Raw genomic sequence first — 25,792 nt, forward strand, 5'->3', positions numbered from 1 at the left:
GACGAGGCGCGGACCCTGCTGGTCGAGGTGTTCGGGGTGGTCTTCGAGGGGGGTCTGACCGCGGAGGACTGGGAGCACGCGCTGGGCGGGATGCATCGTGGCCGGCCCGCCGCCCGGACCCCGGCCGGATCACTTCCAGTTGACGCCCTTGCCGAGGGTGTACGGGTCCCCCCAGTACTCGGCGCCGGCGACCTTGGAGGCCGACGGGGACAGCGCCACCGCGCAGGAGGTGGCGGACTGCCCGGCCGTGAAGCCCGAGGGCAGCGAGCTGCTCGGGCACTTGGCGAAGGTGCCGATGATCATCAGGTCCTGCGCCTCGGTGCCGTCCGCCAGCAGGCCCTTCACGTGGTCCACGCTGGTGAAGGACAGGTCGGTGGAGCCGGCGTTGGTGACCTTGTAGTGGATGTAGTACGGCACCAGGCCCTTGGCCTTGTCGCCGAGCTTGAGGGCGGTCAGGTCGGCCGGGTCACCCTGGTCGATCGAGGTGACCGCCAGCGAGATGGTGCCCTTGGTGCTGCCCGAGGAGAAGGGCAGCGTGACGGCCTCGCCGACCTTGACCGTCGTACCGGGCGCCGCGGTCGCCCCGCCTCCGGCCGCCGGCGGGGCGCTGGCGGCCGGTGTGTTCGCCGGGGCCGCGGCCGTCGCCGCGGAGGTGGCCGGCGCGGCCGGGGTGGTGGCCGGGCCGGTCGGGGCCGCGGCCGGGGTGGTCGGTGCCGCGGCCGCCGGCGGGGTCTTCGCGGTGTCGGACGAGGCGGCGTCGTCGTTGCAGGCCGTCAGGGTCAACGCGCCGACCGCGACGAGTCCGGCCAGGACCGCCGCGTTCCTACTGCTGCCGATGGACTTCATGGGTGTCCCCCGTGTCTCGGGACGGCCGGACGGCCGCCCTTCCGGGGACGTTCATAGCGCAGGGCGCGACCGCTGCACCATCGGTTTGGCGGCGTCTTGACCCGGCCGTGACGAGTCCCGCGCGCAGCCGTGACGGAGGCCGCACCTCCGTGACGGGCCGTCCGCCGGTGCGGTCAGTGCTCCCGTTCGCCGGCGAGCAGGCCGAGCACCGCCTCGTCGGCGAAGGCCCCGTCGGCCCAGCGGGCGGCGCGCAGGGTGCCCTCCAGGGTGAAGCCGGCACTGCGCGCCGCCCGCAGCATCGGTTCGTTGTCGGCCAGGGTCTCCAGCTGGAGCCGCCGGAGGCCGAGCACGCGGAACCCGTAGTGGCAGAGGGTGCACAGGGTGTCGGTGGCGAGCCCGCGCCCGCGGTGCGAGGGCCGCAGCGCGATCCCCAGGTGGGCGCACCGGTTGTGGGCGTCGACGCCCCAGAGCAGCGCCTCGCCCGCGAGTTCGCCGGTGGCCCGCTCGACCACGGAGAAGAGGGCGGCCTCCTCGCTCGGCTCGGTGACGGCGTACGGGGATCGGTCGGGCACGGGCGGGACGGGCCGCCACGGCCGGGAGTCGGCGCGCGAGCGGGTGGGGACGTCGTCGTACAGCTCGGCCTGGAGGACGGGGACGTCGTCGTGGTGCCGGGCGCGGAGGGTGACGTGCAAGCCTTGTAGCATGTCACATTGTCTATCAGGGGGCAGGGGTGGCGCGCCCCCGGGTTTCCGGACCGCGGGCCGGGTCCGGGCCGGGACGGCGGGCGGCCGCCCCGGCCGGGAGGGCCGCCGGGGCTACTCCTCGTACGCCTCGTCGCTCTCGTTGGAGAGCCGGCCGCTGAGGAGGAGCTGGGCCCGCTGCCACGTCCCGCCCTGGTCCTGCCGGCACTCGTGGACCTCGTAGGCCAGCGTGGTCGGCACGCCGTCCATGCCGAACTGCTCGTCACTGCCCAGCATCCGCACCTCGAAGCTCAGCACCCGGCCCTCCTCCAGCACCCACCGCTTGACGGGCGACTCGACCTCGCGCTCGAACTGCTGGTTGAGACTGGCGCTCATCGGGACGAGGTTGCGCGCCTCGGCGGGGCCGTGCAGGTGGTGGTTGAGCAGGTGCCCGCGGATGGCGCCGAGCCCCCAGGCGCCGCCCTCCGGCTCGAATCCGGACTGCCCCGGGGGCGCCAGCAGGGTGAGCGGTTCGGCGAGCATCCGGACGCCCATGACCTCGTCGACCAGGTCGCCGTCCTCGTCGATGGTCTGGAAGTTGCCGGTCTCGAACACGACCTGGGTGCGGGGCAGGTTCGCGAGGCTGGTGCCGCCGTACTGCTGGGTCTCGAAGCTGCCGACGGCCTGGTGGGCCGTCTCCAGCACCTCCCGGACCACGTCGCCGTACTCCCTGGTCCAGGGGAACCTCAACTGGTTCCACAGGATGGCGAGTTCGTCGGGCACGCCGTCCTGCTCGACCCGGCCGAAGTCCAGCGGCTCGCTCCGGTCCGGCCCGTCGGTCGTGCGGTTGACCAGGTAGTTCACCCCGCCCTGCTGGTCCAGTTCGACCTTGAGCTCGTAGCCGCCGGCGATCTGCTGGAGGGTGTCGTCGAGTTCGACGACGTGGCAGGTGATCGAGTAGGGCAGGGGGGAGTTGGGGTCGCCGTTCACGACCACCTCGTAGCCGAAGGTGCCGTTCTCGTTGTAGACCATCTTCTTGAGCGGCTCCTCGACCTCCTTGCTGTGCTTGCTGTTGAGCCTCTTCGAGAAGGGGGCGAGGTTCTCCGGGGTGGCCGGTCCGTGCAGGTGGGCGTTGAGCAGGTGCCCCTCCACGGCCCCGCCGAGCCCGGCGTAGGCGCCGGTCGTGGCGTCCGAGCCGGCCGCGCCGCGCGAGGTCAGGGGGTAGGCGCGCATGGCGGTGCCGCGGAGGACGCCGCCCGCGTTCACCACCGGGCCGAAGGTGACGACGGTCTGCGGCACGTTGTTGAGCTCGCCGTGCCGGTTGCTGAGCGCCTGCTGCACCTCGCCCATGCCGCTGCTCCAGCCGTTCGACAGCTTCTGGTAGGTCAGCAGGATCTGGTGGACGTCCAGCGCGCTCGGCTGCTGGGCGGCGTTGCGCAGGGTGTCCCAGTCCCGCAGCGGCGTGGTGTCGTCGGGGAGGGGGTCGTGGCCCTTGAGGAGTTCGATGCCCGGGCCGGGAGCCCGCTGGACGGCCGTTCCGGCGCCGGCGGTGGCAGGGGCGGCGGGGGCCCGCTGCACCCCCTCCTCCTCCTCCTCGTGGTGGGTGTGCCCGGAGTGGTCGTCGTGGCCAGCGTGCCCGCTGTGCTGCGCGGGCGTCGGACCGGACATCACCCGGTGGGCGTTGGCCTCGGCCTCGCGCTCGAAGCGGTCGGACGGGTCGCTGACGTTCAGTCCGGAGCCGTTGTCGGAGCCCGAGACGGGGCCCTGCCGCTGCTGGATGACATGGGTGAGCTCGTGGGCCAGGGTGTGCTTGTCGCCGCCGCCGTCGCCGATCACCACGTGGCTCCCGGAGGTGTACGCGCGGGCGCCGATGCCGGCGGCGGAGGCCCTGGCGGCACCGTCGTCGTGGATCCGGACGTCGGAGAAGTCGGCCCCCAGGCGGGCCTCCATGTCGGCGCGGACGGCGCCGTCCAGGGGGCGTCCGGGCCGCCGCAGCACGTCCCGCACCGACGACGCCTGCCCGGGCTCCTCCAGCAGCTCGCCGGCCTGACGCAGCATCTGGACGACGGCGGCGTTCCCGGCGGTGGCCTGCAGGCCGAGCAGGGGGGTGGCGGCGGCGCGGGCGGCGACCGGTCGGGCGACCGCCTGGTCCTGGGCGGTCTTCTCGCTGTCACGCGTCCGCATCGGCGTCCCCTCGGGTGTTCGGATCCAACACTCCTGAATACCCCTCGGATCCGCCGCACGGATAGGGCCCTCCGGGCAACGTCCCTGCCCCGGGAGGCAGTCCGGAGGGCCACCCGGTGCTCCGGGGCGGGCGTTCCGGGGCGGGCGTCCCGGTGGATCCGCGGAACGCTCCTCCGCCGGACGCGCCCGGGAGGGGACGGCACGGGTGGGGCTTGCGCCGGTCCTTCCGCGGCCGGCCGCGACGGGCGTGTTCCGGGCCCCACACGCTGCGCGTCTGGTTGGCTACCCGCACGCGGGGCGGCAGGCGCCTCCGGACGAAGGGAGACCGCCATGACGACGTCGGAGGAGGAGCGCACCGGCCCGGCGGCCCGGCTCGGGTTCGAGCCCGGCCAGGTCGTCCAGGAGGTCGGTTACGACGACGACGTCGACCTCGCCCTCCGCGACGGCATCGAGTCGCTGATCGGCCAGGACCTGGTGGACGAGGACTTCGGTGACGTGGCCGACGTCGTCCTGCTCTGGTTCCGCGAGGAGGACGGCGACCTCGCCGACGCGCTGGTGGACGCCGTCGGGGTGCTCGACGAGGGCGGTGCGGTCTGGCTGCTCACCCCGAAGTCCGGCCGGGACGGCCACGTCGATCCCGCGGACCTGCAGGAGGCGGCCCGGACGGCCGGCCTCGTCCAGGTCAGGAGCATCAGCGCCGCCGTGGACTGGTCCGGCACCCGGCTCGTCGCCGCAGGGCGCTGACCGCTTCGGGAGCAGGGGTGGGAGCGGGGCGTCGGCCCGTCCGACGCCCCGCGCCCGCCCGCCGGATCCCGGCTCACCGCTGCGGCAGCTCACAGCCCTCCGGCCCGCAGGCCTCGCCGGACGCGCCGGCCCCTCCGGCCTCGACCAGGAGCGGCACCGCCACCCGGCTCTCCCAGGCCTGCTCCAGCGCCGCCGTGAACGTCGCGGACGGTTGGGCGCCCGAGACGCCGAGCCGTCGGTCGAACACGTAGAACGGCACGCCCGTCGCGCCCATCGCGCTCACCGTCGCCTCGTCCTCGCGGACGGCCTCCGCGTAGGCCGCCGGATCGGCCAGCACGGCCGCCGCGGCTCCGCCGTCCAGCCCGGCCTCGACGGCGATTTCCAGCAGGCGGCCGTCCGCGAAGGCGGAGCCCTCGTCGGCGAAGTTGGCCCGGTACAGGGCGTCCAGGAGCTGGGCCTGGCGCCCGTGCTCGGCGGCGAAGTGCAGCAGGCGGTGCATGTCGAAGGAGTTCGCCGCGTCGCGCCCCTCGCTGAGGTAGTCCAGGCCCTCCGCGCGGGCGTTCGCCGCGATCCCGGCCTCGGCGGCCTCGGCCTGCTCCAGGCTGATCCCGTACTTGGCGGCGATCAGCGGGACGACGGGCCGGGCCTCCGCGGGGGAGCGGGGGTCGAGCTCGAAGGAGCGGTGGACGACCTCGACGTCGGCGCGGTGGGGGAAGCGCTCCAGCGCCTTCTCGAACCGGGCCTTGCCGATGTAGCACCACGGGCAGTTGATGTCGCTCCAGACCTCGACGCGCACGGCGTTGCTCCTGTCATCCGGCCGCGCGGGTCCTTCCCGCACGCACCCCGGGGCCAACGCGGGCGGCGACCTGAATATTTCTCATCATGAAATATTCAGGTCCACCGTCAATGGCGGTCAAGGACCAGCGCCCGTTCGAGGGAACGGAGGCCTGCCCGCAGTCGCTTCTGGGCACGATCGGCGGGCCGGCCGTCCACCACCCCGAACGGAGAAGTCATGACCACCATCCCCGCCGACCTGCGCTACACCGACTCGCACGAATGGGCACGCCTGGAGAGGGACGGCACCGTGACGATCGGCATCACCGACCATGCGCAGAAGACGCTCGGCGACATCGTCTTCGTCGAGCTCGCCAACGTCGGCCGGACCCTCCAGGCCGGGGACCCGGCCGGAGTGGTCGAGTCGGTCAAGGCCGCGTCGGACTTCTACACGCCGATCGGAGGGGAGGTCGTGGCCGTCAACGAGGAGCTGAACGACAGTCCGGAGCTGATCAACGAGGACGCCTACGACTCGTGGATCTTCAAGCTCAAGCCCGCCAAGAAGGCGGAGCTGGACGGGCTCCTCGACGCCGCCGGGTACCGCGCCACCCTCGGCGAGTGAGCTGATCGACGGGGCCCGGTGCCGGAGCCGACCGGCCGCCCGTACCGGGCCCGTTCACAGGCAGATCCAGCAGTACAGCCGCTCCCCGGCCGCCCGGGCCCGCCCGGCCAGGGCGACCAGCTCCTCCGCCACCGGCAGCAGCTCCGCCGGATCGGCGCCGCCCCACTCCTCCGCCACCGCCCACGCGGCGACGGCCGGCGGCAACCGCTCGTCGCCGGCCCCGGCCAGGGCGTCCCGCGCGTCGTCACCGAGTTCCGTCACCCACGGGCCGGTGGCCCACGGGTCGTCCTCGTCCGCCGGCCCCCCGGGGCCGGGGAGCGGGGCCGTCGGCCAGACCGGCGTCTCGGTGACCAGGCCGGCCCGCCACGGCTCCTGCCGGACGGCCGCGACGAGCTGCCCCAGCAGCACGGTCGGGTCGATCCGCTTCGCCCGGACCCCGTCGAACTCCGGCGACCCGCCGTCCGTCCGCTCCAGCTCGCGCACGACCGCCGCCGCGTCCGGCGCCCGGAAGTAGTCCGTCAGCACGCCCATCCCCGCCGTCCTCTCCGCCTCGTCCTCGTCCCGGCCCGTTCTCGTTCCGGTTCGTGATTCCGGTGGCAGCAGACCAGACGCCGCCGACACCGGCGCCGGGGGGCGGCCCGCGGCGGCACGAGGGCGGCACGGGAGGTCGGGCCCGCCGGCTTCCCGTGCCACCTCCGGGTGCGTCCCGGGTGCGTCCCGCGCGGGCGAAGGCCTCGCGCCACCCCGCCTGACGGGCCATCGGGGTGATCATGCGGTCGTCATATGCACGGGATACCCTCTTCGCCGCACATCGGAGAACGGCACGACCAGGGGGGACGGCACATGGACCACGCGGACGGCGAGGGAGACGCACGACTCGCGGCCGAGGGCGAGGTGGCGGTGGCCCGGCTGGCGATCGACTCCGGGGACCTCGCGCACGCCGCGGACCACCTGGCCGACGCGATCCTCTCCGACCCGCAACTGCCGGAACTGCACGAGGCGTTGGCCGAGCTGTGCGCGGCCGCGGGCGGCCCGGCGGCCGCGCGGGAGCTGTTCCCGCTGGACGGCCAGGTGTTCCTGGGCACCGTCGTCTGCCGCGCCCACGTCGAGGCCGCGGCCGGGGACTGGGACACCGCCGTCGGGCTGCTCGCCTCCGCGATCCAGTACGAGCCGGCGAGACCCTGGGCGCACACCGCCTGGCTCGCCCGCGAGGACCTGCCCTCCCTGGTCGACCCGGACGCCGTCGCCCAGGCGGTGGCCCGGGCATCGGGCGGACTGCCCGACCCGCTGCCGGCCGAACTCGTCGACGCCGTCGGCCCCTTCGAGGACTTCGTGCAGGCCGTGGTGGACCTGCACGGCGACCACGCGCTGCTGCTGGCGATGGCCTCCGGCCTCACCCGCCGCGTCGGCGCCACCGCCCGTGCCGTCGAACTCGCCGAACTGGCGCACCGCCTGGCCCCCGGCTACATGCCGTCCGTGATGCTCGGCAACGCCCTGCGCGCCCACGGCCGGCCCGAACGGGCGCTCGCCGTCTGGGAGGCCGAACTGGCCCGGGTCGCCCCGGACCGGGACAACTCCAGCAGCTACCTCGCGGTCGACGTCGCGGAGTTGTACGGCGACCTCGGCCGCCCCGCCGACGGCCTGCCCTGGCTGGACCGGGTGCTCGCCACCGAACCCGACCACCCCAAGGCGGCCCCGGCGCGGTACGGCCTGCGGCACGCCGTCGACGGCGACCCCGTCCACCTGCTCGCCCTCGCGGACCACCACCGCGCCCACCCCGACCACGACTACGCCCAGGACCTGCTGGAGCGGCTCAGCCACCGGGAACCCTGGCTCGGCATGGTCCCCGGCGCGACCGAGGCGACCGTCAACGTGCTGCACCAGGTGCTGGCCGCCCCCGGCACCACCCGGGAGAGCGAGATCGAGTGCAGCGCCTCCGCCGTCGAGCCGCCCAGCTCGCTGCTGGCCGTCCGGCTCGCCCTGCCGCGGGCGACCGTCGGATACCAGTCCGTCGGTGAACCCGACCCCCGGGTGCCGCTGGCCGAGCCCGCCACCCGGATCTGGGCCTGGGACGGCACCGACCCGCGCCCGGTGGTCGGCCCGCCCGCAGCGCACAGCGCCGAACTCGTCCAGGCCACCGCCGAGATCGTCTGGGCGACCGTGCCCGCCGCCTACGACCACGCCGTCCGGCTGGCCGGGCTGCCGCTCGACGACCTGCTCGGCGTGCTCGCCCACCCGCCGATGCCCCGCGAGGACGAACTCGGCCGGGCCCTGCTCGCCCACCAGCCGGAACTCTGGGTGCGGGCCGTCCAGGTCTTCGCCTGCCTCGGCATCGCGCACCACCGCACCGACCAGCCGTGGGCGGAGTCCGACCGTCGCCGGGTGCTGGTCGACCTGCTGCTCGGGCCGGAGGACTGGGTGGTGGAGGCGGCCGGCTTCGCCCTGGTGGCGATCGGCTGGACGGAACCCGACACCCGCAGCGACGTCGCCGAACAGCTCGGGCAGCGGCTGCACTACAGCGTCCGGGCGTACGGCACCCGCGTGGTGACGGTGCTGCGCTCGGTGTCCGCGCTGGCGCTCGCCGCGCCCTGGCTGCCGAGGGCCGACCTCGACCTGGCCCGCCGCTCGATCGACCGGCTGGACGCCCAGCAGGCCGAGCAGGCCCAACGGGCCCAACAGGCCGAGCAGGCGGGGAAGGCGGGAAAACCGGGACGGGCGGGGCAGAGCGGCACCGCCGAGGAGACCGCAGCACCGGTGCCGGCGGCCGACGGGCGCCCGGAACCCCGCCCCGGGCTGTTCCGGCGTCTCTTCCGCCGCGACTGACGGCGCGGCTGACGGCGCGACCGGCGGCCGGGGCGGTTCGGCCCCGCAGGCCGGGCGGTGGGCCCGCCCGCCGGCGGTCAGCCCACGCCCGGCAGCGGATCCTGGTCGACGTCGAAGCGGGCGACCCGGTCCGCCGGGTCCCGGCACTCCGGGCCGAGCCGCAGGATCCGCGACTCCGGGTCGTGCAGCGGCCGGTGGCAGCGGCGGCAGGTGACACGGGGGCGGACGGCCTCGGGGGTGTCGGTGCCCGGAATCGGGTCGGGGCCGTCGGTCGGGGCACTGGTCATGGAAGGAGACGGTAACCCGGGCGGGCCGGGTGGGCCCCGTCGCGGCCGTGAAACGATGGCGGCATGGCCACGGACCGCAGCAGCGCAGGAGACCCGGCGCGTACCCTCGCCCTGCTCTGGGGGCTGACCGCCGAGGAGAAGCCCGGCCGGCGCGGCCCCAGGCAGGCCCGGTCGACCGGCGAGATCGCCGCGGCCGCCATCGCGCTCGCCGACGCCGAGGGCGTGGACGCCGTCACCATGCGCCGGGTGGCGCAGGAGCTGGGGCTGTCCCCGATGGCGCTCTACACCTACGTGCCCGGCAAGGCGGAACTGCTGGACCTGATGCTGGACACCGTCTACGCCACGATGCCCCGCAGCACCCCGGCCGACGACGGCTGGCGGGCCGGGGCCACCGCCGTCGCCGACGACAACCGGGCGCTCTACCGGGCCCACCCGTGGGTCGCGGCGGTGTCCACCAGCCGCCCGCCGCTCGGCCCGGGCCTGATGGCCAAGTACGAGTACGAGCTGCGCGCCCTGGAGGGCACCGGCCTGCCCGACGTCGAGCTGGACGCCGCCCTCACGCACCTGCTCGGCTTCGTGCAGACCTGCGCCCGGATGGCCGCCGACGAGCGCGCCGCGCAGCAGGACAGCGCGCTGACCGACGCCCAGTGGTGGGCGGCCAACGCCGAACTGCTCGGCAAGGTCTTCGACGCGGAACGCCACCCGGTGGCCGCCCGCGTCGGGGCCGCCGCGGGAGAGGCGCACGGCGGCGCCTACGACCCGGACCACGCGTACGCCTTCGGCCTGGCGCGGGTGCTGGACGGGCTGGCGGCACTGATCAGGGCCGAGGACTGACCGCGCCCGAGCACTGACCGCGCCCGGGGATCGACCGCCCCGGGGGATCGACCGCCCCCGCGGACCGATCCGGCGGACGGGACCGGTCAGGCGCGTGCGGCGCGGGCGTCGTACCCCTCGCGGGCGTCCCGGACCGCGCACATCCGGGCCTCCACCCAGTGCGCGAGCGCCGACACGTACTCGGCGGCCTCCAGCCCGAGCGGGGTGAGGCTGTAGTCGACCCGGGGCGGGATCACCGGATGGGCCTCGCGCAGCACGAAGCCGTCCCGTTCCAGGGTCTGCAGGGTCTGCGCGAGCATCTTCTCGCTGACGCCCGACACCCGGCGGCGCAGCTCGCTGAAGCGGTAGCCGCGCTCGCGCAGGGCGATCAGCACCAGCACCCCCCACCGGCTGGTGACGTGCTCCAGCACGCCCCGGGACGGGCACGTGCGGTCGTACACGTCGGGCGCCCGGTCGAGGAAGGACAGACCGTTCTCCATTACCTCCATGTCAGTACCCTACTTCGAAGTGCGTACTATCCAGGAGTTAGTGCCGTTCCTAGGGTGAGTGTCGAAGTCGGTGCGGCCCGCGAAGGCCGCGGAATCACCCCAGGGAGCGCACATGTACGTCGTCACCGGAGCCACCGGACAGCTCGGCCGGCTGGTCGTGGAGGGGCTGCTGGCCGCCGTGCCGGCGGAGCGGGTCGCCGTGGTGGTCCGCGACGCGGCCCGGGCCGCGGACTGGGCGGACCGCGGCGTGCGGGTCCACGTGGCCGACTACGACGACCCCGGGACGCTGGCCGGAGCGTTCGGCGCGGGCGACCGGGTGCTGCTGATCTCCGGGAACCAGATCGGCAGCCGGGTCGCCCAGCACGGCGCGGTGATCGACGCGGCCGCGGCCGCCGGCGTGGCGCTGCTGGCGTACACCAGCGTGCTGGCCGCGCCGACCGCGACCTTCCGGATCGCCGAGGAGCACCGGGCCACCGAGGAGCTGCTGCGCGCGTCCGGGCTGCCCTTCGCGCTGCTGCGCAACGGCTGGTACACGGAGAACTACCTGGCCGCCGCGGCCGCGAACGTCGCGAGCGGCGAGGTCTTCGGCAGCAGCGGTGAGGGCCGGGTGGCGAGCGCCGCGCGCCGCGACTACGCGGACGCGGCCGTGGCCGTGCTCACCGGTGAGGGGCACGAGGGCCGGGTGTACGAGCTGAACGGCGACGCCGACTGGAGCATGGCGGAGTTCGCGGCCGAGCTCGCGGCGGCCTCCGGCAGCCCGGTGGCGTACCTCGACGTCGCGCCGCAGGAGCAGGTGCGCCGGCTGGTCGCGGCGGGGCTGCCGGAGGGCTTCGCCGGGCTCTTCCCGGACACCGACGCGGCGATCGCCCGGGGCGAGCTGGCGCGGCGGGGCGACGACCTGGGCCGGCTGATCGGCCGCCCGACCGTCCCGCTGGCCGAGTCGGTCCGGGCCGCGCTCGGGGCCTGACGCCGGCCCGGGCCGCCCGACGTCTCCGCAGGTCAGCGCCTGTCATGACCAAAATGCGGAAACGGAGATGACAGTCTGCCCTCCCGCCCGCTACCGTCACCTGGACACACGTGCGCGCGGAGGGCAGGCGGCCATGCCGGAGACAGATCAGGACAGCGGAAGAGGCCTCTGGTACGGCTTCGCGGCCTACGGCATCTGGGGGCTCTTCCCGCTGTTCTGGCCACTGCTGGAGCCCGGCGCCGCCGACGACATCCTGGCCAACCGGATGGTCTGGTCGCTGCTCGCCGTCGTCCTCTTCCTGGTCGCCCAGCGGCACTGGAGCTGGATACGCCCGCTGCTGCGCCAGCCCCGCCGGCTCGCCATGCTGGCGGCCGCGGCCGCGGTGATCTCGGTCAACTGGGGCGTCTACATCTGGGCCGTCAACGCCGGGCACGTCGTCGAGACCAGCCTCGGCTACTTCATCAACCCGCTGGTCACCATCGCGTTCGGCGTCCTCGTCCTCAAGGAGCGGCTGCGCCGCGGGCAGTGGGCGGCCGTCGGCATCGGCGCGGCGGCCGTCGCGGTGCTGAGCGTCGCCTACGGGCGGCTGCCGTGGATCGCGCTCACCCTCGCGTTCTCCTTCGCCACGTACGGCCTGCTGAAGAAGAAGGTCGGGCTGAGCGGGCTGGAGAGCCTGGCCGCGGAGAGCGCCTTCATGTTCCCGTTCGCGCTCGGCTACCTGATCTACCTGGAGGTCAGCGGGCGCGGCACCTTCGGCCACACCGTCGCCGGCTCGTACGGCTGGGGGCACTCCGCGCTGCTGGTGCTCAGCGGGCTGATCACCGCCGTCCCGCTGCTGTTCTTCGGCGCGGCGGCCGTGCGGGTCCCGCTGACCGTGCTCGGGCTGCTGCAGTACCTGGCGCCGGTGTTCCAGTTCCTGATCGGTGTCGCGGTGTTCCACGAGTCGATGCCGCCCGCCCGCTGGGCCGGTTTCGCGCTGGTCTGGGCCGCGCTCGCGGTGCTCACCTGGGACGCGCTGCGCCAGCTGCGGGCCGACCGCGCGGGGCGGGCCGCGGCCGTGCCGCCGCCCGCCACCGCCCCGGCCCTGCTCAAGGGCTGAGGCCCCGCTCGAGGACTGACGTCCTGCTCGAGGACTGAGGCCCGCCCGGCTCGGGCGCGCCCGGTTCCGGGTGTCCGGCCGGGTGACACACGGCCGCGTGTGTCACCCGGCCCGCTGCTACGCCGAGCCCGGGGCCGGGCCGGCCCGGCGCGCCGCTCAGGCGCTGATGTCCCGGCTGGTGAACCGCGACCAGGCCGCCGCGCCGAACACGGCCACGTAGGCCGCCTGCAGACCGAGGTCCTTCCACACGGAGTCCCAGTACATCGGCTCCCGCAGCAGGTCCGCGAAGCTGAGCCAGTAGTGGGTGAACAGGAACGGCCGTACGGCGTCCAGCTGCGGGAAGGCGTCCAGGATCTGCACCGTGACCACCAGCCCGACGGTGGCGGCCATCGCCGCGATGCCGCTGCCGGTCAGCGTGGAGACGAACAGGCCGATCGCCACCAGCCCGGCCAGCGAGACCGCCACCACGCCGGCCACCAGGACCGCCCGCAGCAGCGCGTCGCCGAAGCCGATGGTGTCCCCGGAGATCAGCGTGACCTCGCCCAGCGGGAACAGCGCGGCACCGGTGGCCAGCGCCGCCAGCGCGACCGCCGCGGTGGCGGCCAGGCAGAACACCAGGCCGGCGGTGAACTTGGCGGCCAGCAGCCTGGTCCGCCCGGCCGGCGCGACCAGCAGGTAGCGCAGCGTCCCGGTGGCGGCCTCGCCGGCCACCGAGTCGCCGGCGACCACGCCGACCGTCATCGGCAGGAACACCGGCAGGGCGACGGCGAGCGCCGTGAACACCAGGAACAGGCCGTTCTGGGTGGTCTGGGCGATGAAGTTCACGCCTCCGCCGCCCTCGTGCGGGCTGTCCGTGTTGAGCTTGACGACCACGCCGATCAGGACCGGCAGCACCGCCAGGATCCCCAGCAGCACCTTGGTGCGCATCCGGCGGAAGGTCAGGTGCAGCTCGTTGCGGAACAGCGCCAGGAAGCCGGCCGCGGTCTGCGGGCGCCGCCCGACGGCGACCGCCGGCACCCCGGAGGCCGTGGACCCGGACGCCGTGGCCCCGGGCAGCGTCGCCCCGGACGGCGCCGTCTCAGCCTGCGACATCGAAGCCCTCCCCGGTCAGCGCCACGAAGGCGTCCTCCAACGTGCCCCGCTCCAGCCCGAACCCGTGCACCCGCACCCCGGCCTCGACCAGCGCCGCGCACAGCTTCGGCAGCGCCTCCTCGACCGGCGCACCGGCGGCGCCGGTCGTGCCGAGCTCGCCGTCCACCCGCCCGTCGCCGGGCACCAGGGCCAGCACGCCGCGCGCGGCCAGCACCTCGGCGGCCTGCGCCACGTCCGGCGTGCGGACCACCAGCCGGCCCTGGGCCCGGGCGGCCAGCTCGGCGACGGTGCCCTGCACCAGCAGTCGGCCGCGGGACATCACCGCCGCGTGGGTGCAGACCTGCTCGATCTCGTCCAACAGGTGCGAGGAGAGGAACACCGTGGTGCCCTCGGCCGCGACCTCCCGCACCAGCGCCCGGATCTCGCGCATGCCCTGCGGGTCCAGCCCGTTGGTCGGCTCGTCCAGCACCAGCAGCTCGCGGGGCTGCAGCAGGGCCGCGGCCAGGCCGAGCCGCTGCTTCATGCCGAGCGAGTACGCGCGGGCCTTCTTGCCGGCGGCGGCGCTCAGCCCGACCCGTTCCAGCGCGTCGTCCACCCGTCCGCGCCGGGTCCGCGGGTCCGCGGTCGGGTCGGCGGCGTCGAAGCGGATCAGGTTGTCCCGGCCGGTGAGGAAGCCGTACAGCGCGGGGCCCTCGATCAGTGCGCCGACCCTCGGCAGCACGGTGGCGACGGACTGCGGCATCGGCTCGCCGAGGACGGCCGCCGAGCCCGAGGTGGGGGCGATCAGGCCCATCAGCATCCGGATGGTGGTGGTCTTGCCGGAGCCGTTCGGGCCGAGGAAGCCGAAGACGGAGCCGCGCGGCACGGTCAGGTCCAGGCCGTCCACGGCGAGCTGGCCGCCCCGGAAGCGCTTGGTCAGGCCGCGGGTCCTGATCACGTCGTCGGTGCCGGTGCCGGTGCCGGTGTCCGAAGGGGCCGGTGAGGCGGGGGAGGAGGGGGGAGCGGGGGAAGCGGGAACCGGGGCCGGGCGCTGCTCGGCGCCCGGGCCCCCGGCCGACTCCGTAACGTCCCCCGTTACGGGAGCCTTGGTCATCCGTCAGTTCACCCCGGCGGCGTGCTGCAGCACCGGCAGGGTCACCGCACCGGCGAAGACCCGGCCGTCGTCGGTGACCAGGACGTTCACCACCTTGGTGCTGATCAGCGTGCCCCCGTTGACGGGCTTGCCGAGCGACTTCACCAGCGCCTGCGGGTTCAGCGCCGGGCCGCGGTCGCCGTGCTTGCCCTGCTTGCCCTGCGTGCCGTCGGTCTTCGGCGCCTCGACGGTGCCGTCGGGAAGCTTCGCGGACACCACGGCCGTCCAGCCCTCGCCGACCACGTTCACGCCGTCGTGGCCCCGGCCGGCCTCGCCCTTGCCGGCGTTCTCCCCGCCGGCCCGGCCCTTCCCGGCGGCGTCCTCGCCACCGGCGCCCGGGGCGGATCCCCCGCCGGCCTTCTGCTCCGTCACCTTGGCGCCCTTGGGCACGGTGAAGTCGAAGGTCTTGCCGGCCGGCTTGGCGAAGGACACGTCGGTGAAGCGGACGTCCAGCACCGTCGAGCCGTCGACGCCCTTGACCACCACGGCGAGCGGCACGCCGTTGTCGGCGGCCACCGAGATCCGGACCTCGGCGACGGTCGAACCCGGCTGGGTGGGCTTGACGCTCAGCTGGTACGCCTTCTGCCCGGCCACGTTGGCGGTGCCGGAGACGGTGACCGCGGTGGTGCCCGCGCTCCCGGTCAGGAACTGCCGGGCCGCCTCCTGCGGGGTGGTCGGCACCCCGGTCAGCGGCGCCCCCGGGTGCGCGCCCCCGGTGCCGGCGGCGTGCCGGGCGGCCTGGCCGGTCAGGTGCAGGGCCGTGTTGGTGGTGCTGTCCCAGGCCCAGGCCTGGTCGCCGTTGTGCACGACGGTGTAGCCGGACATGTTCTCCAACAGGTCCACCCGCTGGCGGTCCGGGCCGTCCACCGCGATCCGCAGGGTCTGGTCGCCGCCGAGCAGCCCGAGCAGCTTGGCCTGGGGATCGGCCGCGGAGGAGTCCCCGCCGCCGCGCCCGGCCGCCGCGCCGATCCCGCCCGCCGCCGCCCCGAGCAGCTGGGTCGGCAGGCCGAGGTCGGTGGAGACGGACACCGTGCCGGAGAGGGTCTGCGCCTCGGAGCCCAGCGCCTTGGCCACCACCTGTTCCGCGGGCAGGGTGGGCAGGTCGGGCGGGGAGTCGGCGGCCAGCGCGGGCACCAGCCCGATCCCGGTGGCGATCACCGCGGCGATGGCCAGCGGCACCCCGGCCCGGATCGCGGTGCGCCGCCGCGAGCGGTACGGCACGCCGCCGTCCACGCTGTCCCCCGCCGCCGTGTCATTGGTCATGGCGTCCTCAACTCCTCTACGAACGCGAGCGATTGGCTGTACCCCTCCATTAGAGGGCGCACCACCGGCGCCGTCATCGCCCTGCAGGGCCAGTTCGGGGTAAACCTCCCGGGTACATCGACCCTGAGACGCCCTCAGGGTTGACTCCTCCCGACGTACCACACCTGGCGTAGGGTCGCGCCATGGACGGAACCGCCGTGGACGCAAGCACCCCCCCGACCGCGAACGCGATGCGCCGTGCCCTGCGCCGCGCCCGGGACGGCGTCGCCCTCGACGTGACCGAGGCCGCCGTGCTGCTCCGGGCCAGGGGCGAGGACCTGGCGGACCTCTGCGCGAGCGCCGCCCGGGTCCGCGACGCCGGACTGGCGGCCGCCGGTCGCCCCGGCGTCATCACCTACTCCAAGAGCGTCTTCATCCCGCTCACCCGGCTGTGCCGCGACCGGTGCCACTACTGCACCTTCGCCACCGTCCCCGGCCGGCTGCGCCGGGACGGCCACGGGATGTTCATGTCCCCCGACGAGGTCCTGGACGTCGCCCGGCGCGGGGCCGAACTCGGCTGCAAGGAAGCCCTGATCACCCTCGGCGACAAGCCCGAGGACCGCTGGCCCGAGGCCCGCGAGTGGCTGGACGCGCACGGCTACGACGACACCATCGCCTACGTCCGGGCGATGTCCGTCCGCATCCTGGAGGAGACCGGCCTGCTGCCGCACCTCAACCCCGGGGTGCTGAGCTGGACGGACTTCCAGCGGCTCAAGCCGGTGTCCGCCTCGATGGGCATGATGCTGGAGACCACCGCCACCCGGCTGTGGAGCGAGCCCGGCGGCCCGCACCACGGCTCGCCCGACAAGGAACCGGCCGTCCGGCTGCGGGTGCTGGAGGACGCCGGGCGCAGCTCCGTCCCGTTCACCAGCGGCCTGCTGATCGGCATCGGCGAGACGTACGCGGAGCGCGCCGAGTCGCTGTTCGCGCTGCGCCGGATCTCCCGGGCGTACCACGGCGTCCAGGAGCTGATCCTGCAGAACTTCCGCGCCAAGCCGGACACGGCGATGCGCGGCATGCCCGACGCCGAACTCGACGAGCTGGTCGCCACGGTGGCGGTGGCCCGGCACCTGATGGGCCCGACCGCCTGCCTGCAGGCGCCGCCGAACCTGGTGGACGGCGAGTACGAGCGGCTGATCGCGGCCGGTGTCGACGACTGGGGCGGCGTCTCCCCGCTCACCCCCGACCACGTCAACCCCGAGCGCCCCTGGCCGCAGATCGAGCGGCTCGCGGAGCGCTCCGCGGCGGCCGGCTTCGAGCTGCGCGAGCGGCTCGCGGTCTACCCCGAGTACGTGCGGCGCGGCGAGCCCTGGCTCGACCCGCGGGTGCTGCCGCACGTGCGGGCGCTGGCCGACCCGGACACCGGGCTGGCGAATCCGGACGCGGTGGTCCGCGGCCTGCCCTGGCAGGAGCCCGAGGACCTGCCCGCCTCCTACGGGCGGACCGACCTGCACACCGCCGTCGACACCGAGGGCCGCACCGGTGACCGCCGGGCCGACTTCGAGGACGTCTACGGCGACTGGGAGGTGCTGCGCGAGCAGGTGCTCGCCGAGGGCGCGCCGGAGCGGCTCGCCGGGGACCTGCGCGAGGCGCTGGCCGTCGCCGCCGACGACCCGACGCGGCTGACCGACGACCAGGCACTGGCCCTGTTCCACGCCGACGGCCCGGCCCTGGACGCGCTGTGCCGGATCGCCGACGACGTCCGCCGCGCCGCCGTCGGGGAGGACGTCACCTACTGCGTCACCCGGAACATCAACTTCACCAACGTCTGCTACACCGGCTGCCGCTTCTGCGCCTTCGCCCAGCGCCGCACCGACGCCGACGCCTACACGCTGTCGCTGGAGCAGGTCGCCGACCGGGCCGCGCAGGCCTGGGAGGTCGGCGCCACCGAGGTCTGCATGCAGGGCGGCATCCACCCGGACCTGCCGGGCACCGCCTACTTCGACATCGCCCGTGCGGTGAAGGAACGGGTGCCCGGCATCCACGTGCACGCCTTCTCGCCGATGGAGGTGGTCAACGGCGCGACGCGCACCGGGCTCTCGGTGCGCGACTGGCTGCAGCGGGCCAAGGAGTCCGGCCTGGACACCATCCCGGGCACCGCGGCGGAGATCCTGGACGACGAGGTCCGCTGGGTGCTCACCAAGGGCAAGCTGCCCGCCGCCACCTGGGTCGAGGTGGTCACCACCGCGCACGAGCTGGGCATCCGCTCCTCGTCGACCATGATGTACGGGCACGTGGACACCCCGCGGCACTGGCTGGGGCACCTGCGGCTGCTCGCCGAGGTCCAGCAGCGCACCGGCGGCTTCACCGAGTTCGTGACGCTGCCGTTCATCCACACCAACGCGCCGGTCTACCTGGCCGGGATCGCCCGGCCCGGCCCGACCGCCCGGGACAACCGCGCGGTGGTCGCGATGGCCCGGCTGCTGCTGCACCCGCACATCCCCAACATCCAGACCAGCTGGGTCAAGCTGGGCGCCGAGGGCGCGGCGGAGATGCTGCGCTCGGGGGCCAACGACCTGGGCGGCACGCTGATGGAGGAGACCATCTCGCGGATGGCCGGTTCGGCGTACGGGAGTTACAAGTCGGTGCGGGACCTCCAGGCGATCGCCGAGGCGGCCGGTCGGCCGCACCGCCAGCGCACCACCACCTACGAGGAGGTGCCGGCCGAGCGCCGGGCCGCGGCGCTGGCCTCGGACGGGCACCTGCCGAAGCTGCTACCGGTCCTGGACTGACGGCCGTCCCCGGCCCGCCCCGGGGTCCCCGGCCCGCGGGGCCGGCCGGCGGCCCCCGGAACCCGGGTCGGCACCGGTGGCGTCCACCGGTGTGACGGCCGGGGGCCGGCCGCCACGGCCGAGGGGGGGCGCGGTGGGAACGCCAGGGGGCACGAAGGACGCGGTGGAGCGCCGGGCCGACCGGGACGGCGCCGGCTGGTGGTGGGCGGTGGCGGCGGCGGTGCCGGTGGGGGTGCTGGCGTTCGCGCTCACCACCTACGCGGACGAGGCGGGCCGGGACGTCTCCTGGGACCCGTGCCACCCGGTGGGCCCGCCCGGGTCGATCGTGGCCGCGGCGATCGGCGCCCCGGTGCTGAGCCTGGTGGCCACGGTGGCGACGGTCCGGGCCGCGGTGGTCTCCGAGCGGCGGCCGGGCCTGCGGCTCTCCGCGGTCGTGGTCGCCGGCATCGTGGGCTTCCTCGGGCTGCTGGAGACCATCGCCGTGGTGGGCGTCCTGGGCCAGGACGGCACCTGCCCGCGCTGAACGGCCGCGGGCGTACCGCTCGCCGAGCACGTCGGCGTCCACGGCGGAGGCACCGGCCGGGAGGCGGTCGAGGGTGGCCGGCCGTGGCCGCGGGACGGCTGATCGGCAACAGTTTGTTGAAGTGCTGGTGTGCGAGGGATCCCGTCGATACGTTCGGACCTTCGAATACAGTGCCAGGGCGCGACCGGCCGTGCCCCGCGCAGCCCCCACCCCGAGGAAAGGCGCCCCGTCGTGATGCCACTGTGGTCACGCGCCCAGCAGCAGGACTTCCGCAGCCGGGTGCGGGGCTGTCTGCTCGGCGGCGCCATCGGTGACGCGCTCGGCGCCGGCGTCGAGTTCGAGCCGCTCGAGAAGATCCGCGCCCAGTACGGGGCCGCCGGCGTCACCGGCTACGTCCCCGCGTACGGGCGCACCGGCGCCGTCACCGACGACACCCAGCTCACGCTGTTCACCGTCGACGGCCTGATCCGCGCCCACATCCGCCGCGACACCGGCAGCTGGCACCCGCCCACCGACCTGCACCTGGCCTACCTGCGCTGGGCCGCCACCCAGCACGACTGGGGCCCCGACGAGCGCCGCCCCGACCTCGGCTGGCTCGGCCGCGAGGAGTGGCTGTACGCCCGGCGCGCCCCCGGTCAGGGCTGCCTGACCGGCCTCACCGGGCCCGACGGCGAGCGCCTCGGCACCGTGGAGCGGCCCAAGAACCCGCACTCCAAGGCCTGCGGCACGGTGGTCCGGGCGGCGCCGTTCGGGCTGCTCACCACCTGGGAGCCCGGCCTGGTGTTCCAGCTCGCCGTGGAGTGCTCGGTGCTCACCCACGGCCACCCCACCGGCTACCTCGCGGCGGGCGCGTTCGCGGTGATCGTCCAGAGCGTCGCCCGCGGCGGCACGCTGGAGGAGGGCGTCCACCTGGCGCTGGCCCTGCTCTCCGAGCGGCAGGCGCACGAGGAGACCACCGCCGCGCTGCGGGCCGCGCTGGACGCCGTCCGGGCCGGCGAGCCGTCCGCGGACCGGGTGGAGGCCCTGGGGGAGGGGTGGGTCGCCGAGGAGGCGCTGGCGATCGCGGTCTACTGCGCGCTGGTCGCGCACGACGTGCGCTCGGGCCTGCTGCTGGCCGTCAACCACTCCGGGGACAGCGACTCCACGGGGGCGGTCTGCGGCAGTCTGCTCGGAGTGCTGCACGGCGACACCGCGCTGCCGCCCGGGCTGGTGGCCGGGCTGGAGGGCCGCGGCGCGATCCTCGAACTCGCCGACGACTTCGTGCTGGAACTGATGCACGGCGCCGAACTGCACGACCCGCGGAGCCCGGAGGGTTCGGCCTGGGCGGTCCGGTACCCCGTGGTGCGCTGACCCCGGGTCGGATGCGGCCCCGCGGTGGGGCGTCGCGGGCCGCCGGGAACGGCAGTTGCCCGTAGCGTCGGCCGCCGCCGCCGGGCGACGGGCACCGCTACGGGCAACTGGGCCGAGCACGGAGCCGGATCAGAACCCGCCGAACACCCCCGCCGCCGCGGCGCTGGCGAACGCGTTCCAGGCCTCGGTGGAGAAGTGCAGACGTGGTCCCTGAGGGTCCTTCGAGTCCCGTACCGCCACCGCCCCCGCGGCCGGCGTGGCGATCTCGACACAGGCGCCGTTGCCGCCGCTGTGACTGCTCTTGCGCCAGCGGGTTCCGTGCTCGGAGGTGCTCATCAGTGGTATCCCTCTTCAATCTCAGCTATCAGTGACCGGCTCTCCGCCACGCCGAGCGCCGCCGCCCTCAGGTAGTCGTACAGACCGGTATAGCGGCGCACGTCGGCCTCCTTCTCCAGGTAGAGATCGCTCGTCACCCCTTCGAAGTAGACAACCGTGGAATCGGCTGACTCGGGGAACTCGAGCAGGGAGAATGTCCCGGTCATGCCGGGATGGGCGCCGTGCGAGAACGGGATCACCTGGATGGTGATGTTCGGACGCTGGCTCAGCTCCATCATGTGCTTGAGCTGCTGGGCCATCACCTCGCGGCTGCCGACCTCGCGCCGCAGCACCGCCTCGTCTATGACGGTCCACAGGCTGCCCAGCTGGTTCTCGCCCTGGACGCGGTCCTGGCGCTTCATCCGGACCTGCACCCTGCGCTGCACGGCGAGCGCGTCGGTGTCCGGCTGGGTGCCCTCGACGACGGCCTGGGCGTACTGCTCGGTCTGCAGCAGCCCGGGGACGAAGGAGGACTCGTAGGCGCGGATCGAGGAGGCCTCGGCCTCCAGCCCGATGTAGACGCTGTACGGGGTCGGCATGTCGTTGAAGTCGTGCCACCAGCCGCGCTGGCGGGACTCCTTGGCCATCTCCATCAGGCTGGAGCGCATCTGTTCGTCGTTCACGAGGTAGACGTCGCAGAGGTCGCGGACGTCCCGCTGGCTGATGCTGCGGCGGCCGTTCTCCAGGCGGCTGATCTTCGACTGGGAGACCATCAGCCGGCCGGCCACCTCCTCCGCGGTCATCCCGAGCCCCTCGCGGAGCTTGCGCAGTTCCGAGCCGAGACGTCGGCGGCGCACGGTGGGATTGATGTTGGCGGACACGTCGACCTCCGGCCGGACCTCTGGTGATCGTTGGAACGGCAGCCCTCGGAACACTTCGGACATTGGGACCAACCCCCCTGACTCGGAGCAGCATGTCACCTTGGGCCAGGTCGGCGCCGGGGAATCACAGCAGCGCAGTAGAACAGATCGTCGGAAAAGCACTTCTGTGAGACGGCGAGGGCCGGCCCGTGGTAATGCGGCTCAACGGCTCGGACTCATCTTGCTACTTGTCTACCCCGGCGGTGCACGTGCCGGTGGCACATGCGAGGACAGACTCCGCCGGACGTCCCCCGGTGCGGGCCGTGGCGGGCTCGCCGGGGGACGGCAGAGGGGCGGTCACCGCGCGACTTCCGTCGCGGGGCGACCGCCCCTCCGTGCTCTCTGGTGGCGCGGGTGGTGCGGGTGGTGCGTCGGGTCGCTCAGCGCCGTCGGGCGGCGTGTGCGCGGTGGCACGCGCCGCCGGGCGCGAGGCCGGGCGTGTCGTGCGTGTGGTGCGGGCCCTGCGGATGGTGCGTGCGCCGCGGACGGTGCCCGCCGCGCACCGGGCCCGGACCGGTCACCGCCCCGGGCCGCGTGCCGCCCGCCGGGGCGGCGGACCCGCTCAGCGGACGCCGACCCTGGACGCGGCGACCCGCCCGCCGGAGCCCCGGCCCGCCGCACGGGCGGTGGAGCGGCCGGTGGCGGTCGCGGAGCCCTGGGACGAACGGTTCTGCTGAGCCGGCAGGCCGTTCTGCACGTCCATCACGGCGTGCGCGACCATACCGCCCAGCGGGTCGTACCGGATCAGGTCGCGCAGCCGCGACCGCGACGAGCGGCCCTCGTTGCCCGGGTACAGGTGCTTGCCCAGGCCCACCGAGTGCGCCAGCGCGGCCAGCGCGGCCGTCCGCGGGTCCGGCGGCACGCCGGTCCGGATCGCGGTGTCCAGCCGTTGCTTGATCGCGGCGTTGGTGCAGTCCTCCGACGCCTGGTAACGGGTCGTCGGCAGCACCCCGCACACCTGGCCCGGCACGGCCGTGACCATGCCGCAGCGCTCCAGGTGCGCCAGGTACGTCTGCCGCAGCCCCAGCCGGGGCCCGCCGATCCAGTGCGCCGCACGGACCGGACTGCCGCGTCGGCGCAGCAGCTCCAGTGCGTGGTCCAGCGTCGGGTCGCCGGTCGGCCGTGCGAGCACGACGGCGATCCGGTCTCCCTCAGGTACGATCCGTCCGGCCAGGGACAGCTCGACGAGCTGCGCCCCGGCGAGTCCGAGGTCGAGGGTCTGCGGCTGCGCCGTGGTACCCGTGGTCGGGTCCAAAGCGAGCAGCAAGAGTTCCTCGGGAACAGTTCTGCGGCTCTTGCCCATCCAAGCCTCCCCGCGTGGATGAGAGACAGGGTGACGCCTCTCACACGGGCTTGTCGAGTACGCCTCCGAATCGTGACCTTGCGGTGAAGGCGGGGAACCGGGAACGGCGGGCCCTGCGTCTGACCGGTGAACAGACCGCGGTACGGCCGTGCGGCGGCAATAAGGGCCGGTCGGGCGGGGTGTGCGCGGCGGGATCGGCCGCCGGTGGCGGAGACTGTACAGGTACACGGGGCGGGGCGTCGGCTTCCCGAAATCGGGTCTGCCGGTGCCCCGCCGGGCGTTGAGGAGGCTGGGATACGTGGGCGAGTCCCCCGACAGGGTGCTGAGGGACGGCGAGCGGGCGCAGGAGCGCGAACGCGAGGGGGCCGGGGCGGCCGCCGGCACCGGTGCGGACCCGGACGGCAGCACCGACCGGGAGGCCGCCCCCGCGGCGGGTGACACGCCCGGGGCGGGGGCCAAGCGCGGCTCGACCGTACAGCTCCGTGTCCGGGATGTGGACAGCAGGACCACGATGCTGCGGCTCCCGGTGGACAACGCGACCACCGCGCTGCGGCTGCCCCCGGAGCCGGCCGAGCCCTCGGACGACGGGAGTTCCGGAGACGGGGCCCGGGAGACCGACGACGCGTCGGCCGAGGGCGCCACGGAGGAGAAGGCCGGGCGCCCGGCCGGCGCCGACCCGCGTCTCGCCATCCGGACGGGCGCGACGAAGCCCGCGAAGGCGGCTTCGAAGCCGGCGGAGCCGGTCGCGGAGTCCGCGGCGGAGGCCGGAGCGGAGGGCGACACGCCGAACCCCGGCGCGCCCGCCGGGGCCACCCGGGCCGCGGAGCCGACGGCGGCCGAGGCCGACGGGGCCGACGCGGCCGCTCCGAAGGCCGAGACCGACGGGGCCGCCGCGGCGACCGAATCCGCCGGGGCCCCCGAAGCCGACCGGGCCGCCGGACCCGCCCCGAGCGCGGTGCCCGCCCGGCCGGTGCGGCTCGCCAAGCCCGCCAAGCCCGCCGAGCCCGCCCGGGCCGAGGAGCCGGAGAAGCCCGTGCCGCTGCGCGCCGCGGGCTCCTCGGCCGGCACCGTGCCCGAGCCCCCGGCGCCCGGCCCGCTGCCCGAGCCGGCCCCCGTCCCCGAACCGGAGCCCGAGCCGCACCCGGCGCCCAAGCCCCTGCCGGAACCCGAGCCGGCCCCGGAGCCGCTGCCGAAGCCGGCCCCCGCCCCCGCGCCCCGGCCCGCCCCGGCGCCGAGCCCGCTGCCCCGGCCCGACCCGCAGCCGGTGCCGCCCGTCCCGCCGCTGCCGGGGCCCGAGCCGCTGCCCGCCCCGGAGCCGCTGCCCTCGCCGGAGAACACCGCCGAGGCGATGGACGTGCTGGCCACCCTCAACGCGCGCCCGGTCTCGCCGCTGCGCCGCGCGCTCAAGCGGGTGACCATCTGGACGGTCTTCCTGGCCGTCGTGCTCGGCGCGGTCGTGGTGGCCCAGCTGCTGCGCCCGCTGCCGGACGCCAAGGTCCGGATGAGCGTCGCGGGCAGCTACGGCTTCTCCGGCGACCCGCTCGACCTCGCCTGGCCCGCCAAGGGCCAGTCCGCGGCCGAGGTGGTCGGCGTCGGCAGCCTCGGCAGCTCCGGTCAGGAGACGCCGGCGTCGATCGCCAGCGTCACCAAGGTGATGAACGCCTACCTGGTCCTGCAGAAGTTCCCGCTGAAGAAGGGGGAGAGCGGCCCGAAGATCACCGTCGACAAGCAGGCCGCGCAGGAGTCCGGCAACCTCGACGAGTCGCGGGTGCCGCTGACCGAGGGCCAGGTGCTGACCGAGTACCAGGCTCTGGAGCTGCTGATGCTGCCGTCCGCCAACAACGTGGCCCGGCTGCTCGCCCGCTTCCACTCCGGCTCCGAGGAGGCGTTCGTCAAGCTGATGAACGACACCGCGGCCAAGTTCGGGATGGGCAACACCACCTACGCCGACCCGGCGGGCTACAACGCGGACACCAAGTCCACCGCCAAGGACCAGCTGAAGCTGGCCGAGCAGGTCATGCAGGACGAGATCTTCCGGCAGATCGTGTCCACCCCGGACACCACCTTCGGCAACCAGAAGATCAACAACACCAACAACCTGATCAACCCGAAGACCGGTGTCATCGGCGTGAAGACCGGGTCCAGCACCCCGGCCGGCGGCTGCCTGATGTGGGCCGCCTACAAGGAGGTCGGCGGGGTGAAGCGACTGATCCTCGGCGTCACCCTCGGCCAGCCGGCCACCTCCGCGGCTCCGGGCGACGGCATCCTGCCCACCGTGCTGAAGGTCAGCGGCAAGCAGATCCAGGCCGCGCAGACCGGGCTGACCGGCCAGACCGTGGTGAAGAAGGGCGACGTCGTCGGCACGGTGGACGACGGCCTCGGCGGCAAGGTCCCGGTCGTCGCGACCAAGGACCTCGTGGTGGCCGGCTTCCCCGGCGTCACCGGCACGGTCACCCTGGACACCGGCAAGGTCGGCCACACCGCCAAGGCCGGCCAGCAGGTCGGCACGCTGCGGGTCGGCGCCGGCGACGACCGGGTGGAGGTCCCGGTGGCCCTCCAGACGGACCTCAACCCGCCGTCCATCCAGTCCAGGCTCGTCCGCGTGCTCTGAGCCGCCCGCTCCGGGCCGCGCCCCGCGCGGCGGTCCGGGGCCCACGAGACGCCCGAGGAGGAGCCGGTCGGTCCGGCTCCCCCTCGGGCGTCTCCACACGGCCGCGGCCCGTCGCGCCGGACGTCCCGGCGTGGCGCAGGCCCGGCGCGCTATGGCGTGATCCG

22 protein-coding genes and 1 pseudogene are annotated in these 25,792 nt (G+C 74.7%); 10 read left to right on the forward strand and 13 right to left on the reverse strand.

Features of this window, described 5'->3' with window-relative positions; genetic code table 11:
- Positions 1 to 129 precede the first annotated feature (129 nt).
- The 3 genes and pseudogenes from AB0N04_RS18945 to AB0N04_RS18955 form a co-directional block, all read right to left on the reverse strand.
- Positions 130 to 846: a hypothetical protein gene (locus AB0N04_RS18945; RefSeq protein WP_360213499.1), complete on the reverse strand. Its 717-nt coding sequence runs from the start codon at positions 844 to 846 to the stop codon at positions 130 to 132.
- A 173-nt stretch (positions 847 to 1,019) separates the two neighbouring features.
- On the reverse strand, positions 1,020 to 1,538 hold the full coding sequence (locus tag AB0N04_RS18950) for a GNAT family protein (RefSeq protein WP_360213501.1): 519 nt from the start codon (positions 1,536 to 1,538) through the stop codon (positions 1,020 to 1,022).
- A gap of 1,650 nt (positions 1,539 to 3,188) precedes the next feature.
- A pseudogene (locus tag AB0N04_RS18955) lies at positions 3,189 to 3,584 on the reverse strand (DUF4157 domain-containing protein); the annotation flags it as partial.
- Between the two features lie 456 nt (positions 3,585 to 4,040).
- Between AB0N04_RS18955 and AB0N04_RS18960 the strand changes: the two are divergent.
- Positions 4,041 to 4,454 carry a DUF3052 domain-containing protein gene (locus AB0N04_RS18960; protein WP_360213503.1) on the forward strand — a complete coding sequence of 138 codons (414 nt, stop codon included), beginning with the start codon at positions 4,041 to 4,043 and terminating at the stop codon, positions 4,452 to 4,454.
- 73 nt (positions 4,455 to 4,527) lie between these two features.
- Here the strand turns inward: AB0N04_RS18960 and AB0N04_RS18965 are convergent, their stop codons facing one another.
- Positions 4,528 to 5,250: a DsbA family oxidoreductase gene (locus AB0N04_RS18965; RefSeq protein WP_360213505.1), complete on the reverse strand. Its 723-nt coding sequence runs from the start codon at positions 5,248 to 5,250 to the stop codon at positions 4,528 to 4,530.
- A gap of 216 nt (positions 5,251 to 5,466) precedes the next feature.
- On the opposite strand from AB0N04_RS18965, the gene gcvH reads away from it, so the two are divergent.
- On the forward strand, positions 5,467 to 5,850 hold the full coding sequence (gene gcvH, locus AB0N04_RS18970) for a glycine cleavage system protein GcvH (protein ID WP_360213507.1): 384 nt from the start codon (positions 5,467 to 5,469) through the stop codon (positions 5,848 to 5,850).
- A gap of 54 nt (positions 5,851 to 5,904) precedes the next feature.
- On the opposite strand, the gene AB0N04_RS18975 is transcribed toward gcvH, so the two are convergent.
- Positions 5,905 to 6,381 carry a hypothetical protein gene (locus AB0N04_RS18975; RefSeq protein WP_360213509.1) on the reverse strand — a complete coding sequence of 159 codons (477 nt, stop codon included), beginning with the start codon at positions 6,379 to 6,381 and terminating at the stop codon, positions 5,905 to 5,907.
- Between the two features lie 312 nt (positions 6,382 to 6,693).
- Between AB0N04_RS18975 and AB0N04_RS18980 the strand changes: the two genes are divergently transcribed.
- Positions 6,694 to 8,673, forward strand: a complete 1,980-nt coding sequence (locus AB0N04_RS18980) for a hypothetical protein (protein WP_360213511.1) — start codon at positions 6,694 to 6,696, stop codon at positions 8,671 to 8,673.
- Between the two features lie 77 nt (positions 8,674 to 8,750).
- Here the strand turns inward: AB0N04_RS18980 and AB0N04_RS18985 are convergent, their stop codons facing one another.
- Complete coding sequence (locus tag AB0N04_RS18985) at positions 8,751 to 8,960, reverse strand: DUF6011 domain-containing protein (RefSeq protein WP_360213513.1); 210 nt, start codon at positions 8,958 to 8,960, stop codon at positions 8,751 to 8,753.
- 63 nt (positions 8,961 to 9,023) lie between these two features.
- Here AB0N04_RS18985 and AB0N04_RS18990 point away from each other — a divergent pair, with 63 nt between their 5' ends.
- Positions 9,024 to 9,794 carry a TetR/AcrR family transcriptional regulator gene (locus tag AB0N04_RS18990; protein ID WP_360213515.1) on the forward strand — a complete coding sequence of 257 codons (771 nt, stop codon included), beginning with the start codon at positions 9,024 to 9,026 and terminating at the stop codon, positions 9,792 to 9,794.
- Positions 9,795 to 9,880: 86 nt separating this feature from the next.
- Here AB0N04_RS18990 and AB0N04_RS18995 read toward each other — a convergent pair whose 3' ends face one another.
- On the reverse strand, positions 9,881 to 10,273 hold the full coding sequence (locus AB0N04_RS18995; RefSeq protein ID WP_360213627.1) for a helix-turn-helix domain-containing protein: 393 nt from the start codon (positions 10,271 to 10,273) through the stop codon (positions 9,881 to 9,883).
- 121 nt (positions 10,274 to 10,394) lie between these two features.
- On the opposite strand from AB0N04_RS18995, the gene AB0N04_RS19000 reads away from it, so the two are divergent.
- Together AB0N04_RS19000 and rarD are read left to right on the forward strand one after the other, a co-directional pair.
- Positions 10,395 to 11,249 (forward strand): NAD(P)H-binding protein, encoded by an 855-nt coding sequence (locus AB0N04_RS19000; protein WP_360213517.1) that lies wholly within the window; start codon positions 10,395 to 10,397, stop codon positions 11,247 to 11,249.
- A 133-nt stretch (positions 11,250 to 11,382) separates the two neighbouring features.
- Entirely contained in the window at positions 11,383 to 12,348 is a 966-nt protein-coding gene (rarD, locus tag AB0N04_RS19005; protein WP_360213519.1) for an EamA family transporter RarD, read from the forward strand.
- A gap of 156 nt (positions 12,349 to 12,504) precedes the next feature.
- Here the strand turns inward: rarD and AB0N04_RS19010 are convergent, their stop codons facing one another.
- From AB0N04_RS19010 to AB0N04_RS19020, 3 genes are all read right to left on the reverse strand, one after another.
- Positions 12,505 to 13,440: an ABC transporter permease gene (locus tag AB0N04_RS19010; protein WP_360213521.1), complete on the reverse strand. Its 936-nt coding sequence runs from the start codon at positions 13,438 to 13,440 to the stop codon at positions 12,505 to 12,507.
- Positions 13,427 to 14,377, reverse strand: coding sequence for an ABC transporter ATP-binding protein (locus AB0N04_RS19015; RefSeq protein WP_360213525.1), 951 nt, complete (start codon positions 14,375 to 14,377; stop codon positions 13,427 to 13,429). Before AB0N04_RS19015 ends, AB0N04_RS19010 begins: the two co-directional genes overlap by 14 nt.
- Before the next feature lie 159 nt (positions 14,378 to 14,536).
- Positions 14,537 to 15,835: a DUF2092 domain-containing protein gene (locus AB0N04_RS19020; protein ID WP_360213527.1), complete on the reverse strand. Its 1,299-nt coding sequence runs from the start codon at positions 15,833 to 15,835 to the stop codon at positions 14,537 to 14,539.
- 182 nt (positions 15,836 to 16,017) lie between these two features.
- On the opposite strand from AB0N04_RS19020, the gene AB0N04_RS19025 reads away from it, so the two are divergent.
- From AB0N04_RS19025 to AB0N04_RS19035, 3 genes are all read left to right on the forward strand, one after another.
- Entirely contained in the window at positions 16,018 to 18,606 is a 2,589-nt protein-coding gene (locus AB0N04_RS19025; protein ID WP_360213529.1) for a bifunctional FO biosynthesis protein CofGH, read from the forward strand.
- Between the two features lie 133 nt (positions 18,607 to 18,739).
- Positions 18,740 to 19,129, forward strand: a complete 390-nt coding sequence (locus tag AB0N04_RS19030; protein ID WP_360213531.1) for a hypothetical protein — start codon at positions 18,740 to 18,742, stop codon at positions 19,127 to 19,129.
- A 234-nt stretch (positions 19,130 to 19,363) separates the two neighbouring features.
- Complete coding sequence (locus AB0N04_RS19035; RefSeq protein ID WP_360213533.1) at positions 19,364 to 20,479, forward strand: ADP-ribosylglycohydrolase family protein; 1,116 nt, start codon at positions 19,364 to 19,366, stop codon at positions 20,477 to 20,479.
- Between the two features lie 129 nt (positions 20,480 to 20,608).
- Here AB0N04_RS19035 and AB0N04_RS19040 read toward each other — a convergent pair whose 3' ends face one another.
- From AB0N04_RS19040 to AB0N04_RS19050, 3 genes are all read right to left on the reverse strand, one after another.
- Complete coding sequence (locus tag AB0N04_RS19040; RefSeq protein ID WP_360213535.1) at positions 20,609 to 20,815, reverse strand: DUF397 domain-containing protein; 207 nt, start codon at positions 20,813 to 20,815, stop codon at positions 20,609 to 20,611.
- The gene (locus AB0N04_RS19045) at positions 20,815 to 21,675 is read right to left on the reverse strand and encodes a helix-turn-helix transcriptional regulator (RefSeq protein ID WP_360213537.1); all 861 of its coding nucleotides are present in this window, start codon (positions 21,673 to 21,675) and stop codon (positions 20,815 to 20,817) included. Before AB0N04_RS19045 ends, AB0N04_RS19040 begins: the two co-directional genes overlap by 1 nt.
- A 601-nt stretch (positions 21,676 to 22,276) precedes the next feature.
- Complete coding sequence (locus AB0N04_RS19050; RefSeq protein WP_360213539.1) at positions 22,277 to 23,017, reverse strand: GPP34 family phosphoprotein; 741 nt, start codon at positions 23,015 to 23,017, stop codon at positions 22,277 to 22,279.
- Positions 23,018 to 23,315: 298 nt separating this feature from the next.
- Between AB0N04_RS19050 and AB0N04_RS19055 the strand changes: the two genes are divergently transcribed.
- A complete protein-coding gene (locus AB0N04_RS19055) occupies positions 23,316 to 25,628 on the forward strand; it encodes a serine hydrolase (RefSeq protein WP_360213541.1) in 2,313 nt (770 codons plus the stop codon).
- Positions 25,629 to 25,792 lie beyond the last annotated feature (164 nt).

The organism is Kitasatospora sp. NPDC051702 (genome assembly GCF_040681575.1).
Classification (GTDB): Bacteria; Actinomycetota; Actinomycetes; order Streptomycetales; family Streptomycetaceae; genus Kitasatospora.

Bases quoted from the DNA above. Each gene is read 5' to 3' on its own strand.
- AB0N04_RS18945 (WP_360213499.1), bottom strand. From the start codon at position 846: ATGAAGTCCATCGGCAGCAGTAGGAACGCGGCGGTCCTGGCCGGACTC.
- AB0N04_RS18960 (WP_360213503.1), top strand. From the start codon at position 4,041: ATGACGACGTCGGAGGAGGAGCGCACCGGCCCGGCGGCCCGGCTCGGG.
- gcvH (WP_360213507.1), top strand. From the start codon at position 5,467: ATGACCACCATCCCCGCCGACCTGCGCTACACCGACTCGCACGAATGG.
- AB0N04_RS18975 (WP_360213509.1), bottom strand. From the start codon at position 6,381: ATGGGCGTGCTGACGGACTACTTCCGGGCGCCGGACGCGGCGGCGGTC.
- AB0N04_RS18980 (WP_360213511.1), top strand. From the start codon at position 6,694: ATGGACCACGCGGACGGCGAGGGAGACGCACGACTCGCGGCCGAGGGC.
- AB0N04_RS18985 (WP_360213513.1), bottom strand. From the start codon at position 8,960: ATGACCAGTGCCCCGACCGACGGCCCCGACCCGATTCCGGGCACCGAC.
- AB0N04_RS18990 (WP_360213515.1), top strand. From the start codon at position 9,024: ATGGCCACGGACCGCAGCAGCGCAGGAGACCCGGCGCGTACCCTCGCC.
- AB0N04_RS18995 (WP_360213627.1), bottom strand. From the start codon at position 10,273: ATGGAGAACGGTCTGTCCTTCCTCGACCGGGCGCCCGACGTGTACGAC.
- AB0N04_RS19000 (WP_360213517.1), top strand. From the start codon at position 10,395: ATGTACGTCGTCACCGGAGCCACCGGACAGCTCGGCCGGCTGGTCGTG.
- rarD (WP_360213519.1), top strand. From the start codon at position 11,383: ATGCCGGAGACAGATCAGGACAGCGGAAGAGGCCTCTGGTACGGCTTC.
- AB0N04_RS19010 (WP_360213521.1), bottom strand. From the start codon at position 13,440: ATGTCGCAGGCTGAGACGGCGCCGTCCGGGGCGACGCTGCCCGGGGCC.
- AB0N04_RS19020 (WP_360213527.1), bottom strand. From the start codon at position 15,835: ATGACCAATGACACGGCGGCGGGGGACAGCGTGGACGGCGGCGTGCCG.
- AB0N04_RS19025 (WP_360213529.1), top strand. From the start codon at position 16,018: ATGGACGGAACCGCCGTGGACGCAAGCACCCCCCCGACCGCGAACGCG.
- AB0N04_RS19035 (WP_360213533.1), top strand. From the start codon at position 19,364: ATGCCACTGTGGTCACGCGCCCAGCAGCAGGACTTCCGCAGCCGGGTG.
- AB0N04_RS19040 (WP_360213535.1), bottom strand. From the start codon at position 20,815: ATGAGCACCTCCGAGCACGGAACCCGCTGGCGCAAGAGCAGTCACAGC.
- AB0N04_RS19050 (WP_360213539.1), bottom strand. From the start codon at position 23,017: ATGGGCAAGAGCCGCAGAACTGTTCCCGAGGAACTCTTGCTGCTCGCT.